The sequence below is a fragment of the Echinicola marina genome (assembly GCF_020463795.1).
Lineage (GTDB): Bacteria > Bacteroidota > Bacteroidia > Cytophagales > Cyclobacteriaceae > Echinicola > Echinicola marina.
In genome coordinates this window covers 3,191,860-3,207,824 of sequence record NZ_CP080025.1, presented here as the reverse complement: position 1 = coordinate 3,207,824, position 15,965 = coordinate 3,191,860, and the positions used below count along the sequence as shown (strand labels likewise).

9 protein-coding genes are annotated in these 15,965 nt (G+C 41.2%); 1 reads left to right on the top strand and 8 read right to left on the bottom strand.

The annotated features are described in order from the left end of the window. Nucleotides 1–31: 31 nt before the first annotated feature. The 7 genes from KZP23_RS13290 to KZP23_RS13260 all read right to left on the bottom strand — a co-directional run bounded on the left by KZP23_RS13290 (nt 32) and on the right by KZP23_RS13260 (nt 13,130). Entirely contained in the window at nt 32–3,067 is a 3,036-nt protein-coding gene (locus tag KZP23_RS13290) for a SusC/RagA family TonB-linked outer membrane protein (protein WP_226332205.1), read from the bottom strand. Nucleotides 3,068–3,503: 436 nt separating this feature from the next. Further along, the gene (locus KZP23_RS13285; RefSeq protein ID WP_226332204.1) at nt 3,504–5,138 is read right to left on the bottom strand and encodes an arylsulfatase; all 1,635 of its coding nucleotides are present in this window, start codon (nt 5,136–5,138) and stop codon (nt 3,504–3,506) included. 20 nt (nt 5,139–5,158) lie between these two features. Next, nucleotides 5,159–6,289: a family 43 glycosylhydrolase gene (locus KZP23_RS13280; protein WP_226332203.1), complete on the bottom strand. Its 1,131-nt coding sequence runs from the start codon at nt 6,287–6,289 to the stop codon at nt 5,159–5,161. Continuing rightward, complete coding sequence (locus KZP23_RS13275) at nt 6,289–7,674, bottom strand: sulfatase family protein (protein WP_226332202.1); 1,386 nt, start codon at nt 7,672–7,674, stop codon at nt 6,289–6,291. The genes KZP23_RS13280 and KZP23_RS13275 overlap by 1 nt, the downstream gene beginning before the upstream one ends. Before the next feature lie 24 nt (nt 7,675–7,698). After that, nucleotides 7,699–9,114: a sulfatase family protein gene (locus tag KZP23_RS13270; RefSeq protein WP_226332201.1), complete on the bottom strand. Its 1,416-nt coding sequence runs from the start codon at nt 9,112–9,114 to the stop codon at nt 7,699–7,701. A gap of 309 nt (nt 9,115–9,423) precedes the next feature. After that, nucleotides 9,424–11,310: a glycoside hydrolase family 2 protein gene (locus tag KZP23_RS13265; RefSeq protein ID WP_226332200.1), complete on the bottom strand. Its 1,887-nt coding sequence runs from the start codon at nt 11,308–11,310 to the stop codon at nt 9,424–9,426. Between the two features lie 164 nt (nt 11,311–11,474). After that, nucleotides 11,475–13,130 carry a sulfatase family protein gene (locus KZP23_RS13260; protein ID WP_226332199.1) on the bottom strand — a complete coding sequence of 552 codons (1,656 nt, stop codon included), beginning with the start codon at nt 13,128–13,130 and terminating at the stop codon, nt 11,475–11,477. 355 nt (nt 13,131–13,485) lie between these two features. Between KZP23_RS13260 and KZP23_RS13255 the strand changes: the two genes are divergently transcribed. After that, entirely contained in the window at nt 13,486–13,926 is a 441-nt protein-coding gene (locus KZP23_RS13255) for a hypothetical protein (RefSeq protein ID WP_226332198.1), read from the top strand. 151 nt (nt 13,927–14,077) lie between these two features. Here KZP23_RS13255 and KZP23_RS13250 read toward each other — a convergent pair whose 3' ends face one another. Beyond that, nucleotides 14,078–15,952 carry a RagB/SusD family nutrient uptake outer membrane protein gene (locus KZP23_RS13250; protein ID WP_226332197.1) on the bottom strand — a complete coding sequence of 625 codons (1,875 nt, stop codon included), beginning with the start codon at nt 15,950–15,952 and terminating at the stop codon, nt 14,078–14,080. Nucleotides 15,953–15,965: the final 13 nt, after the last annotated feature.

Below are 15,965 nucleotides of genomic sequence, written 5' to 3'. Positions count from 1 at the left end.
TCTGTAATGATCATTTCTGCTATACTGAACACTAAAAGTCAATCTTAGCTCCAATGGCTACTGTCCTGGAAGTGGGATATTGCCCCTGTGAGAATCCCATGGAAAGGTTATCGCTGTTCCTTCCATATTGACTGGTTTCGGGATCTTTCAGTCTAAAATCCGATAGTACAAACAGGTTATTTCCTGTAATGTACACAGTAAGCCCTCCCAACTTACTTGTTTCCATAGGGAAATTATAAGCCACCCTTAGGCTCTTTAACCTGATATGAGAACCATCTTCTATCATGGCCGAATTGTTGTAAACCTCGGACAATGCTGCCACCGAACCTGCCCTTGGGATATCAGAGGTAGGATTCTCAGGCGTCCATCGATCCAATGTTTCAGCATATTTGGTCGTTTCTGGTCGACCAAACAGGGCGGTTTGTGTCAAACTGTTAAACACTTCATTGCCATAGGTTCCTTGGAAAAAGAAGTCCAAGTCAAAATTCCCGATGGAAAAGGTATTGCCAATACCAAAGTAAAAATCTGGTTGTGGACTTCCCAATACGATAAAGTCATCTTCGGTAATTTGTTTGTCTCCGTTGGTATCCTCAAATCTGGGCCCTCCCACATCATGGTCTCCCCCAATTCCTGCCTCATCAATTTCCTCCTGTGATTTCCAAGTTCCCAGATAGCGCACACCGGTAAATACAGGAGTGGTTTCGCCTACAATCAATCTTGCACCAGTCCCTCCTTGTTGGGCTGGTGTGGCAAGGTTAATAAAATCTACCCCTCCCAAATCCACTACCTTATTATTATTGTGGGAAACAGTCAAATTGGTGGACCATTTGAAATTTGGTTTGCTGATATTGACGCTATTGACCAAAAATTCCACACCACGGTTTTGTACCTTTCCTATATTCTGCAATTTGCTCACAAAACCTGTCTGTCGAGGTAGCTGTGCATTCAGCAGTAGGTCCCTGGTGTTTTTCTGGTAAAAATCAATTTCAAAATTCAATCGTCCGTCCATGAACCCCATTTCCAAGCCAATATCAAGCTGACGGGTGGTCTCCCATTTTAACTCTGGGTTTTCAGGTCTCCCTAGTACCACTCCGGGCTTTTCTATTCCGTTAAAGGTCGTATTCGCGGCATTTAATATGGCCAATGTCCTGTAGGAAGGAATCGCCTGACTTCCGGACAGACCATAACTCGTCCTGAATTTAAGATCACTGAAAATGCCCAAGTTTTTGATAAACTCTTCATCGCCTATTCTCCAGGCAAATGCCCCTGAAGGGAAAAACGCATATTTATTTTCAGGAGCAAACCTAGAAGAACCATCCACTCTCCCCACTACAGTAAACAAGTATTTGTCCTTTATGGAATAGTTCACCCTTGCCAACCAGGAAACCAATTGAAAAGCGTCATAATTGGACCCCACTTCATTCCTTGTAGGGTCCGAACCGAAACCCAAATTATTGAACCCGGTGACATCATTGGATAATCTGAATGCCCTGGCCACACTGGATTCAAATTCCGTTTTCTGCAAGGTAAAACCTGCCAAGACTGTCAGCCTATTCCCGCTTGAATATTCTTTGATATAATTTAACGTGTTCTCATTAATATATCCCATCCTCAAAGAAGTGCTTACTGCTGCATCTCCTCCATTTTGTAGAATCAGGTTATTGGGCAGGGCTCCTGGATTAAATATATTCTGCTTGAAGTTATTGATTTCAGGACTGAAGGTAGTTTTGAAAGTAAGGTTTTTCAAAGGCTCCAGTTCAATATAAATATTCCCTAGGATATTGGTTACCAAATCATGGTTTTGGCGCATCTGCAAATCCGCTTCAAAATTCCTGGTCACCCCATCAGTAATAGGGTCCAGTGCGGTAAAATTGCCTTCATCATCATAAATGGCCCTGGTCGGCGTGGTAGAAAGATACAGGTTGGAAAAGCTAATTTTGCTGTTTTCATTTTTCAGCCTTGACACATTGACCCGAAAGCCTACTTTTACCAAATCAGACAATTGATTGTCCATATTGGCCCTGAAAATATATTTCTTAATCCCGGTTTCCCTTATCAGGCCTTCTTGGTCAAAATAGTTTGCAGACACATAATAATTCACTTTTCTGTTTTCTGAAGTTCCAGCTACAGATACATCTATATTTTTAACGGCCCCATTCTGACTGACCTGGTCTATCCAATCAACATTAGGTACATTGTCCAGATCCAAAAATGGTAAAGCAGATTGCCTGAACTCAGCATCCTCATTGGCATAGGCGGCATGCTGCGGACCATCCAAAAAATCAACCTTGGTCACCATGGACTGTACCCCGTAATAAGCATTAAAAGAAACCTTGGTTCCCGCTCCAGCTCCGCTTTTGGTGGTTACCAATATCACACCATTAGCCCCCCTGGTACCATAAATGGATACTGCCACAGCATCTTTGAGTATATCAATGGACTGAATATCATTGGTATTGATATTACTCAGGTTGAAATCAGTACCTACGATAATCCCATCAATCACCCATAAGGGTTCATTATTTCCCTGGATGGAATTCCCGCCCCGAATCCGAATGGTCGGAGCAGCGCCTGGCTCTCCACTGATCTGTGAAACTTGGACACCGGCTGCTCGCCCCTGAAGGGTTTGATCTACCCTAGCGGCAGGTAAATTCTCCAACTGTGCCCCTTCTACCTTGCTGACAGATCCTGTTAAATCTTTTTTATTGACTTGCCCATATCCGATGACCACAACTTCCTGAAGATTGGAAAGATCTGCACTCAATTTCAAATCAAGGCTTGTCCTTCCATCTACAGGAATATTCTGGGTAGCATATCCAAGATAACTAAAACTTAGAGTGGCATTGGCAGGAACTGAAATTTCAAACTTACCATCGATATCGGTGGCAGTACCATTTACCTCATCCGTATTTTTAGTGGATAGTTCGACTACATTGACACCAGGAATGGTCATTCCTGATTCCGAATCAGTCACTGTTCCTGAAACAATAATGTTTTGCGCATATGCTGTCGCTGCATAAAACAGCAACACCACAGCCAACAAATACTTTGGAGTAAAGTTGCTCATAATGGTTGTTTTTAGGTTAATGTTAATTGATCTATCTTCCCTATATACCTAGAGGGATTTTTTAAATTTCATTCTTGGAATATTTATTCAAAATCCATGAACACTCGTTTTAGTTAAGACATAAAGTCCAATAGGCGCCAAAATACGCATCGCACCTAACCATAAACAAAGTTTAAAAATGTAAAAAGGGGAATAGGCAAAAAGCTAAATCATAAAAAGAAAACAACTATGTTTCTAGATTCAAAATATAATCATTTCTTTTCAGCATTACATTATTTTAAGAACGGATATTCAAATTAAAAATTCACTTACAAAAAACAGTTTAATAACAACATCAAAAGGGCTTGAAAAAGGTTTTAAGTTGTATGACAATTTAAAACTACTCTTCCAAGCCCTCTCTATTAACAAAAGACCTCCTAACCATTAGGACTTCATTTTACTTTTTATTCCTCAACTCCAAAATTTCCGACCACGGTTTCACGCCCATTTCATCTGCCCATGCCAGCCAAAGCTTACTTAATCGATCCACCTTTTCAGGCATGGATTTAGCGAGGTCATTGGTTTCAGTACGATCAACTTCCATATCATAGAGTTCCCAATTGTATTCTCTGTTTTTATTCCATTTGGAAACCAGCTTATATTTCCCTTCCCGTACGGCTTTTTTACCTTCATGCTCAAAAAAGATCGCCTCTTCATGAACAGGCTTGGTAGTTTCATTCAACGTAGAAAGCAGGCTTTTACCTTGCAAAGGAGCAACAGCATTTCCTTGAAATGCTTGCGGATATTCCGCTCCCGCAAGCGCACTAAAAGTAGCCATAATATCTGGCAGATAAGCATACTGACGCACCTTATTGTTTTCCGACCTTGCAATTCCTGCCGGCCAATGGACAATAAATGGTGTGGCCATTCCTCCTTCATGTAACCAATGTTTGTATTCTCGATATGGAGTATTGGAAGCATTGGCCCAAGCGCGTCCATAAGACAGCAAATAACCTTCTTTTGTACCTAACTGAGAGGCCGGTCCACTGCCCAATTCATCTACTTCCGCACAGGCTCCATTATCATTAAGGAAAACAATCATCGTATTGTCCAACTCCCCCCTTTTCTCCAAATAATCCACCAGTCTACCTATGTTTTGGTCCATCCTGTCTACCATAGCTGCGTAAATGGCCATGCGATGATCCATTTCATCCTTTTTTGCTGGATCAAGGGATTTCCAACTTCTCGCATCTTGGGCTGTCAACTCCCATTCAGGATCAATCAAACCCATTGCTTTCATTCTGGCATAGCGTTCCTCCCGTAACTTGCCCCAACCTTGCATATACTTGCCTCTATATTTTTCGACATCTTCAGCAGGCGCCTGTAATGGCCAGTGGGGTGCATTATAGGCTAAATACAAAAAGAAAGGTTTGTCCTCATCTTCAGCTTGAGCTTCATCGATAAATTGTATGGCTTTATCTGTAAAAGCATCTGTGGTATAAAAATCAGGATCTGTAATACTTATGGACTCATTCATATAAGTAATTCCTCTCGGTGGAGTAGGTTTGAAAAAATTACCCGCGCCAGGAATAAACCCGTAAAACTTATCAAATCCCCTCTGCAATGGCCAGTCTTCAAAATCAGTTCCCAAGTGCCATTTTCCTGTCATCAAGGTATGGTAGCCAGCTGGTTTGAGCACCTGAGCGATGGTTACACATTGTTTATTAAGGCTTCCCTCATAAGAAGGAATGCCATAATTGTGTCCTTTTGGATGATCCGGAGGATTGGTCATATGTCCAATTCCGGTCTGATGGGGATGTAAACCGGTCATCAATGAAGCCCTGGTAGGACAGCATCTCGCAGAATTATAAAATTGCGTAAATTGAAGCCCATTTTTGGCCAGTTTATCCAGATTGGGGGTATTGATTTCACCCCCATAACAGCCCAAATCAGAATATCCCATATCATCAGACATGATCAAAATGATATTAGGTTTCTTCTGCTGGATTCCTTTTTGTGGGCTTTTGGAACAAGCAAAACTGCACAGTAACAATACTGCTAAAAATCTTGATGAAATTTTATTCTTCTTCATTTTTTTCTTTTAAAAAGGAACTAATGAAATTGCTGTACTTCATCAGGACCTGGATTGGCATAATCAGGATCTTTGGCACGGATGTAAATTTCTCCATCTTCCAAAACCTTTACTTCTAGAGGAACAATGGTCGTCCCTTGTTCATTAATGGTCTGGGCGGTCTCTCCAAGGTTCCTATTCTGAATACCCTCCCTACTGACCGGAGGAACATTTCCATTATAAAAAGCGGTACACCACCATCTTCCCTCTTTATCCTGAAAAGGTGTCCCATGTCCTAAAAAACGTCCTACAAACTGCCTTGGACCATAAGGTCCTGTCACTTTATCTGCAGTACAATAATAGAGGTTATATGAACCTTTTCGCATTTCATCTGTTGACCATGCCGTACCAAAATGCACATATTTGTCACCAATTTTACGAACAGTCGCCCCTTCATGGCCTATCACCCTATCTGAAGGGTCAATCCTGATGGGTTCAGCTGCCAAACCCTGAAAGCCTGGCTTGATCGGAGCAATCTTGGTATTGCCCCATAACAGGTACCATGTCCCATCATCATCTTTGAAAAGAGAAGGGTCGTGTTTGAACTTCATATCATCGCCCATGGGAAAGTTGAAAGGCCCACTCATTTCATTGTCTGCTGTAATGACCAAATTAGCACCTCCCTGTACAGGGCCTGGGGTAGTATGCACATAAATCCACTTACCATTTACATGATAAAGTTCGGGAGCCCATATTTTCCATTTATCCGGTGAACTCTCCTCAAATTTCTTCGGGAATTTTTTTGCCCAATATCCCTTATCCAAGGTAAATGGTTCGCCTAAATACTCCCAGTCCATTAGGTCTTGGCTTCTCCAAACCCTCAATTTTCCCCCCACAATACTAGGGGTGCCGTAAATCTCCTCATTCGACTTATCTAGCCCCGTATTATAAGGTTCTTCACCTTCCTTAGGATCCTTAGGTGCTGGCGTGGTCCCAGTCAGATAATAATGACCATCCTCATCCAAAAATATATAGGGGTCTCTTATCCAGCCATCCTTGCTGTAAATGGCTTTATCATGATCCTCATAGGCTTTTTGCTTTGCTGTCTGTCCATTACAGGATAGAAATAAAAGAAAAGCCCCAAAAGCCATTGCTCGGTTTAATAGGTTCATTATTTTATGTTTTGTATGGTTTTGCTATTGGGTTTAGGTTGACCTATCTTATAGGGCTCCCTATAAGTTTTCAATTCGTCGTTTTGCTTATCCAACCATTTGGTCAGACGCTTTTTAAGCTTTACGATTTCCTTTTGATACTCAGGATCATCCATCAAATTTTTCTGTTCATCAGGATCTGTCTTAAGATCATAAAACTCCCACTCAGGACGCTCATAGTACTTTTTGATAATAGCTGCTGCCTTTAGATCTTTTAGGGCTTTTTGATCCCATGAGTCCCAGTAGGCTCCTGCTCCATCCTTTCTTAGGATATCAGAGTGATTGGTATGGTAGGCATCTGGAACGAGGTTCCAAATCAATTTATACTGATCGGTTCTGACACTCCTTATGGGATAAATATTGAATTTACCATCTCCACTGTGTGTAGTATAAATTTCATCTCTGAAATGCGTTTGTTTTCCTTCTAATACCCTTTTAAAGGACTGACCATCCAACCCCTTCGGAATTTCACTTCCAGAAATGTCCAGTAAGGTAGGCAAGATATCTATCCAACTGACTTTTGCATCGGATTCTGCTCCGGCCTGAATGACTCCCGGCCATTTTACGATGAGAGGAGTTCTGATACCCGCATCGTAAAGGTTCCACTTTCCAAATGGCCACTGCGCACCATGATCACTGGTAAAAAGCGTCAAAGTATTTTCTCCAAATATTGGAGTCAAATAATCCAAGACCTTTCCCATTTCACTGTCCAAACCTGTAATATCAGTATAGTACCTTGATCGATGCTCCCTTGTAGGTTTGGTATCCACAAAATAAGGTGGCAGATCTACTTCGTCGGGACTATAGTCCATTTGCTTGGTCCAAGCAACATGTGGCCTTCTATCCCCTACAAACAGACATACAGGGCCCTCAACCTTGACTGAATCAAAAAAGTGTCGAATATTCCGTTCTAGATTGACCTGTTGATCCAAATGATAGTCAAAGCCGCATTTGTCATTTCCTCCATAATGTGCCACCTTCCCAAAAGCATAAACCTTATAGCCACTTTCCTTAAAATTCTTAATGAGGTAGGGAATACCTTCCTTTGGATAGGAATGATTGGTTTCTGCTCCGTTTCTTGCCGGCAGAAGACCTGTCAATAGCGCAGCTCTGCTGGGAGCACAAGAAGGAGTGGCTACAAAGGCATTATTGAACTTCATCCCTTCCTTGCTGAGCTGTTCTAAAATAGGTGTCTCCACCACCTTTGCCCCATAGGGAGAGGTATCGAGATATCCCAGGTCATCTGATAGGTACACGATAATATTCGGTTGCCCTTGCTGCGCAAATAAAGGAACTTTGGACAGCAAAAAACAAGCTATTACTAATATTCCAGTAAATCTTTTCATAAGAGTTTTAGGGTTGAATGCAAATCACTTTTGCATTAATGGAACTTCATATCCTCTTCTCCACTCCAATAGCCTGTGTGCCATTTTCTGGGATTTTTCAACTTCCTTATTGACTAAATTTCTAGCTTCAAATGGATCTTTCTCCAAATGGTACAATTCTGCCTTGGTAGAGTCTGCGTTGATAAGCAATTTCCATCCATTGTCCAAAATGGCGAGATTAGGAGAGATATTTTTCTCATGTCCTGGCAATATACTTCCGCCCACAGAGCTGGCATATTCCCACATAATGGCTTTGTGTTGGTCCATTGGGTGGCCAAGCATAGCTTCACTCCTGTCCTGACCGTCGCCATTTTGAGGATGGTTTAGGTTGGTCATTTTCAATAAAGTAGGTTTTAAGTCCACTGCAGTCATCACCGTCTTATTATCTTCTACTCCCATCGGCACTTTTCCGGGCCAACTAATGATGAATGGCATCCTTATTCCACCCTCATAAAGACTCCATTTTCTTCCGTGAAGACCTGCTGTAAATCCAGGAGGGTATTCGCCGTTATTATAATAGCTTGCCCAGTCCGTAGGGCCATTGTCACTAGTGAACACAATGATGGTATTATCCAGTTTACCCAGCTTTTCCAATCCCTCCACAAACCTGCCGATTTGCTCATCCAAATTTTCGAGGACAGCAAAGAACCTGGCCTCAGATTTTGAACGGGCTATTTTCTCATATTTCTTTACACTCCCATTCATGGGCAGATGCGGATCATGCACGTCATTTGGGAAAAGGTGTACATAAAAAGGCTCTTTTTTGTTTGCTCCTATGAAACTTAACGCACTGTCTACATAAATCCCTGTGGCCTGGTATTTTTCCACCCAATTGATCTGACCTTTTCCTAACTTGCTGCTCGCGTTTGAAAGTCCATCTCTTTTGAACAACAAACGATCCCCAAGCCCTTCAAAACTCACTAGAGACTGATCAAAACCATAGGCCTGTGGCAATGGTGCATCACCTACATCACGGCCTCCCCCAAGATGCCATTTACCAAAATGGCCAGTTCTGTAACCGTTTTTCTTGAATACCTTTGCCATGGTTTCTGCATCTGCATCCAACCAATTGTTCATTCCCCTTTGAGCATTTCTTGTACTATTGTCCAAATAAGAATGGATTTTGTACTTCAATGGATAAAACCCGGTATTCAAGGCTGTTCTACTTGGCGAGCAAATAGGTGAGTTCACATAAAAATTGGTCAGCTTCAATCCCCTTTCTGCCAAAGCATCCATATTGGGGGTCGCTACCACTTGATTACCAAAAGAAGACAAATCCCCAAAGCCCATATCATCTATAAAGATGATGACCACATTGGGTTTTTCCTGTGCCCATATGGCTTCAATGTTTCCAAAAAGACCAATTAAGCATAGACTTAAAATTTTCAATGAAATTCTCATTCTCTATTTATTTAAATAATTCCTTCAATTTGATTGCTGAATCCATGACTTATAGGCTTTTTGCCCCTCCAATGCTTCCTAAAAAAATAAAGGCCCATATCATCAAAGCTCTTCTTTTCATCTTTTACTACCTTTATGTCCTTTCCAGAATCACTGCTAATTCCTCAATGCCCTATAAATCAACAAAATTAGATAAGCTATGGCAGACAATTAGTTTATCCGCCATAGCCTATTTTCTAGCTATTCCAATGCTTATTCATCTTCTGTATAATACAGAAGGAACTGTCCATTTGAATGGACTAATGGGTATTAATCCACAAGTCCAGCGGCTTTGTGAATTTTATATAATTCCTCTGGTGTGATTTTCATGACTTTGCGGTCATAGGTAATCAAGCCGTTTATCTCGCCTTCCACATCGGTCGTTTGCGTATAAACACCTGCACTGATTCCCTTTTTCTTTAAGTCTCCCAGGATATTGCTACTTTTCACATAGCGCTGAATATACTCCCCTTTGGTCTTTGGAAGTCCTCCATAGCCCCAGTTGTTCTTTGAGGTATCCCAAATATGTCCCTCTACTGGCCAACCATGTCCCCCATATTCACCAACTACTTTGATATAATCATCATATAAAGGAACTTCCAGTGGAAATAAAGGATGAGGGTAATTATGCTCATCGGCAATATCTCCTACTTCGAAAAAGTTACCCCCACTGGCTATATTTAGCAACCTCGAAGGATCATATTTTTTGGTCCAAGTTCCTACTTCCATACTGCGGTGCTGTCCCCAGCGCTCATTAAAAGTCGTCCAAACCACTACCGAAGAATGATTATAAAGTACATCTATCATCGTTTTGAGCTCAGTCATATATTGTTCATGTGCCCAATCTGGCCAATCGGCATTTAGCACATTATCATTTCCGTCCCACCATTTATTATTTCTCGGTGTGTAACCTTTTGCAAGAGCTTGAAGTTTTTTCCATTTCGGCCATTCACTTCCTCCACTACCTCCAGAAGTCTGATCTTGCCAGATCAGGAATCCCAAACGGTCAGCATGATAATAATAGCGACGAGGCTCGACCTTCTTATGCTTTCTGATCATATTGAAGCCGGCCTTTTTCAGGTATTCCATCTCCCAAACAATGGCCTCATCAGAAGGTGGAAGCAAAAAACTGCCTGGCCACCAGCCTTGATCCAATGGCCCCAAATGGAAAATCTTCTCTCCATTGAGGGTAAACTGCCAGTTTCCATTTTCATCACATTCCTTGCCCACACTTCGGAATCCTGCATAAGAAGTTACACTATCTAAAACCTGTCCATTTTCACCAATGAGTTCTACCAAAATATCATATAAATATGGAGAAGAAGGTGACCATAACTTCACATTTTTCACACTTAATATTAGTTCATGGCTGGAACTGTTTCTCTTCATGACTTCCTTTCCATTCTCCAAAACGGTAATCCGTAGACCTGATGGCTGCTTTAGCCCACCTACGATTGCTTCCGCTTTCAGCTCTCCATGCATATCCGCCAGGATTTTTACTGATTGCACATAGGTTTTCGGAACACTTTCCATCCACACTGTGGACCAAATTCCCGACGATGGAGAATACCAAATTCCTCGACCATCCCGCTTCTGTTTCCCTCTGAGCTGATAAAGATCGGGGTCATCTGTTCCATCAATTACCCTTAGCTTCACTTCATTTTCACCTTCTTTCATCAGCTTGGTCACGTCAAAAGAAAAGGGAAGATTTCCTCCGATATGAGAACCCGCCAACTGTCCATTTACCCAAACCATACACTTATAATCCACACCTTCAAAATTAAGCAAATGGGTTTCTCCTTTTTGGGGATCATATTCAAATGTCCTTCTGTACCAAATCACTTCATCAGGATTAATTCGCTGGCCTACACCGGAAAGTGGTGTTTCTAAAGCAAAGGGAACTAAAATACTCTCCTTCCACTCTTCTGGTTCCTCTGCCCTATTTGAAGTAATGGCATATTCCCATAGTCCGTTTAAATTTTGCCACTCATCTCTTTCCATTTGAGGACGTGGATATTCTTGCCAAACATTGGAAGGTGTAACTTCTTCAGCCCACTTGGTGATAATTTTATCTCCTACTGGTTGCCAACTTTGTGCCTTCAGACCAAAACAGGTTAATACCAAAAGGAAAACTGAAACAAAGATTCGTATCATCATAATTTTAGGTTAACTATTAATTTCTAATCATTTATTACCACATGGAGCGCGAAATCTGAATTGGCTTAGTTGCCATTTATATTCTGTCTATTAATACTGTCGGACTGCACGGTTTTCTGCCCGATACCCCAATATTGGTTCAGACTATACAGCCCTTTTTTCCATTATAGCTTGAGTGCTGTTCTATCAAAATCAGGCCCTGACCAAAACAATTTTAAATTGCCACTTTCCTCCTTCAAGTCCACTTGGTGTCTCCCTGGAGTCAGCCCGATTACGCCATACCTGCCAAACTGCAGCTTCTTTTCCTCTCCTTTGGTAATCAAAACACCATCTACATACAGATCTGCCTTACCTTCTACATAAAAAGTATAGTACCCTTTTTTGGAAATAGTTATGTTTCCCTTCGCCTGTGATGGGTAATGCTCCATCTCAACGATCATATCCGTGTCATCAATATTGAATCGCATATGTTTCAGCGAGCGTAGTTCTGTTTCTAAGCCTTTGTCGCCACAATAAGCCATCCATTCGAGCAATTTCCCCTTAAGCTCTTCTATTTTCCGCTTATAAACAGGATCCTTTGCCAAGTCATGGAGATTGTAGGGATCAGAAATATCATTATATAACTCTATTTTTGGTCGATGTTGGTATCGAAATGCTAGGTCTTGATAATGGATATTCTCACTTTTGACCCATTCTGAAAAATAATTATCCCTTTCGGTAACGGTGTTTTTGAAAGGAATTTCCGGTGAAAGATTATAAATCAAACGATAGGTCCCATCAGAAACACTCCTGATCCCATAATATTCTGGCCCACTGAATATGCCACGGCTAGTTTGAATACCATAATTATAATTTCTAAAATCGGGATCAGGATTTCCCATCAATAAAGAAACCATTGATTTCCCATCCATATACTCAGGCCGTTCTCCTCCTGCTAGCTCAATAAACGTCGGTAACAAGTCTATATATTCCACTTGTGCATCAGACTGCAGTCCTTTCTCAATTTTTCCAGGCCAATATGCTATCATTCCCGTTGTTAAGCCTGCATTATAGCAAGTCCATTTTGCAAAAGGGAAGCTGTTTCCTTGCTCACTGGAAAACACAAAAAGTGTATTTTCATCCAGGTCATTTATTTTAAGCAATTCCAACATTCTTTTTACCTGTCCGTCCATATAATTGATTTCAGCCAGGTAGTTTCTAAAACTCTTTCGAGTAGATTTAGTATCAGCAATATGGGGCGGAAGAGTGATTTTTTCTTTGTCAAACAAAGTGGTATCCCCTCTGTTCCAAGGACTATGAGGCTCAGTAGAACACACATAAAGGCAGAAATTATCCTTATTTGTCTTAGCGTCCTTTAAAAACGCATCTATCTTATCAAAATCAGGATTTAACTCTCTTTTCTCACTGCCGTCCAGGTACTCATAATCAAAGACCTCTTTTGGCATAATATGTCTTTTTCCGGACAGGGCCACCCGATAGCCCAATGGTTTTAAATAATCTACTGTTGATTTTACATCCTCCCTCACATAGGTATGATTAGGATACGCACCTGTTCTTACTGGATACATTCCCGTCATAATGGTGTGTCTGGTAGGCGAGCACATCGGAGCACTCTGATAGGCTTTATTGAACTTCATCCCATTATCGGCCAGCCAATCTATGGTCGGCGTAATTGCATCCTTACTTCCATATGCACCTAAATCATATTTGGTACAGTCATCTGCTAAAAAGAAAACAATATTGGGTCTTTCACTTTTTCTTTGCCCAAAAACTGACAAGTGAAATAAAACAATCAATAATATTAATATTGCTCTGGTCATTTTTAAAGGTTTATTATTGATATAATCTTGGGTTAATAATTGAGGTACTTCAAGGCACCTTACTTTTTGCTTGCGGTATTTTAAAGTTAAGTCCAAGAGAAAATCATAGGATTCTAGCTTAAGGGCTAAAAGCATTTTCCCAAAATCCAAAGCAAGTACTCACTCTGGAAAATCCCCAAACTTCTGCCATAACGCAAGTGCTATTTTAGGAATATTATCCAAAACAGAACATTCAATATCCTTCAAAAAATCTTAAAAATCGTTCAAACATTTGTTTTACAAGGCCGTTCAGTACTAAAATTGGAGTCCCAACCAAAAAACTTCCCATTCGTACTATTAGTCAATACTAAGAATTATGAGCAACGAAAAAGAAATATTACTTCAAAAAAATGATTTGGTCAAACAATTAATGGACCAAATTGCCGGTGCAAAAGATGCCGTCAACAAGAAAATTTTGACCACCGCATTGATAAATAATTTTAAAGACGAGCGAATATTTCCGTGGTTACAAATACAATTAAATGATGCCTCCTTGGAATATATACATTCCTTTCTTGTGCAGGCTTGTGCCCAATATTCTCTTTCCCAGTGCAAAACAGCCCTGCCTTTTTTCATAGACCTTCTTATCAATGGCTCTTATGAAGCGACCATGGCCACTGCCCAACTTTTGCTCACAATCATGGACACTTATAAATTAGACCCGTCTACGATGGAAAATCTTGAACAGAAATTAGTGCACCACCTGAATCCCTTGGAACAAGAGAAAGCCTTAAAGAATGAGCTCAAAAATACCTGAATCCAAACTTAATTTTTATAGCAAGTAATTTTAGACAGTATCAAACCGAGCAACTACCACAAAACGGTCAGTAAAACCTTCTATTATAAAAATCCGGTCACCCTGCTCAGACAGAATTGACCGGATTTTATAAATGGTTTAGACAAACGGTTTACTCAGACCAAAATGGATTCTGAACTAGATTTGGGTTTTTGTCGATTTCTCCCTGAGGTACCGGAAACCAGTAGTTCTTTTTCGAAAACCTTCTTCTTTGGTAGGTTGTACGCTTAAAGAAGGCATTGGGATTATTCACATCATCACTAAGCTCACTTCCCAGATAGTTCATACCATAAAAGTCCCTGTTGAGCGTTTCCTCTCCAATTTTCCATCTCCTGATATCATTCCACCTCGTACCTTCATTGTTTAGCTCCACTCTTCTTTCCCTGCGGATAGCTTCTCTCACATCATCTTGGCCAGAAAGAGGAATCTGTCCAGCTCCTGTACCATAAGTAGGTATACCAGCTCTCTCACGGATCAAATTCAGGTAATAAAGTATATCTGGATTGCCAGGGTCTACCTCATTTAATGCCTCGCAGTAATTCAGGTATGCCTCCCCAAGCCTGTATAAAATTCCCGGTCTATATGGGTTCGTTCCATTCCTTGGGTCATGGTCTGGATGGGTTTTCTTCCTCAGCAAATAGCCATTTTGAGGAGCATCATGTGTAGGCCCTCCATCAGCTTCTCCACTAAGGAAGAGTGTCCGTCGTCCTTCTCTCCTGTACCAGGCCCTATTATAAAGCACACTGATGTAAAACCTCGGCTCCCTGTTACAGTACATATTATAAGTACCTTCTAAGGTTACCTGACCTTCCTTGCCCTCCTGGTCACCCTGCGATTCTATCCAATTGGTATTTCTAAATTCAGGTTCCTCAGAAAAGCCTTTCTCTATATATCCAGAATTAGGATCATCGATAGGCAGGCCATTTTCCATAAAAAAGGCATCCACTAAAGACTGGGTAATGCCCAAACCGCCATTTCCACCTGTGCCTCTTGGCTGCGAATGCCTGTCGTATTCCCAAGTATTGGACCCCGGTCTGGCAAACAATATCTCCTTATTCACATCTCCCTTTTCCAAAATCATATTTTGATATGACAAGAAAGGATCAATGCTACCATCTTCATTATACTCATAATAAAGCTCATGACCAGCATCATGTGCCGCCTCGATAAGTTCTTGGCAAGCATCCTTTGCCTTTACCCATTTTTGGGGATCATAGGTCTTATTGAAAAGCTCTTCACCATTATTATTGACAAATCCAGCATAATCCTGATTGCCATTCACCAATGGACTGGCAGCAAAAAGCAGCATTCTGGCACGAACTGCCAAACACATGATAGAGGTAGCGCGTCCATATTTGGTCGCTTCTGAATATTTTGGTGGCAAAATTTCTGCAACTTCCTTTAGCTCCTGATCAATCCAGTTGACGATTTCATCAAAAGGAGTCTGCCCTTTCATCAATTCTTCTTGGCTAGCATCAGAAGGAACCACCCCCAGATTAAACGGTACCACTCCATAAGCTTCTATCATGAGCCAATAATAATAAGCTATGAGAAATCTGGCCTCTCCCCTCATATATTCCACTTCTTGCTCTGTAACCTTTTGAGCCGCATTGGGTTTTACATTGTCAATAAAGATATAGGCAGACCTTATCCTTTGCGGCAAAGTAGACCAATAGTTTGGTCCCCATGAACTGGTCGGATTCCAGTTGCCTGTCTGCTTGGCAATTACCGTCCATCCAAACTGCTCCCAACCTGTGGATGGGTTCATATCATCAGACAAGGGATCATACCCAATGTCCCGGGTAAATCCCCAATAGGGATCAGGAATTCCGTTATAAACCCCTGCCAACCAATCCTCAGTCCTGGTCTTATCATTAAATACCATTTCCAAGGTCAACAAATCCTCCGGAGCCTTATCCAGATAATTTTCACAGGCAACAAGTGAAAACATGGAAATGACGGCTAGTATATATTTTAATATTCTCATTATCTCAGGTTTA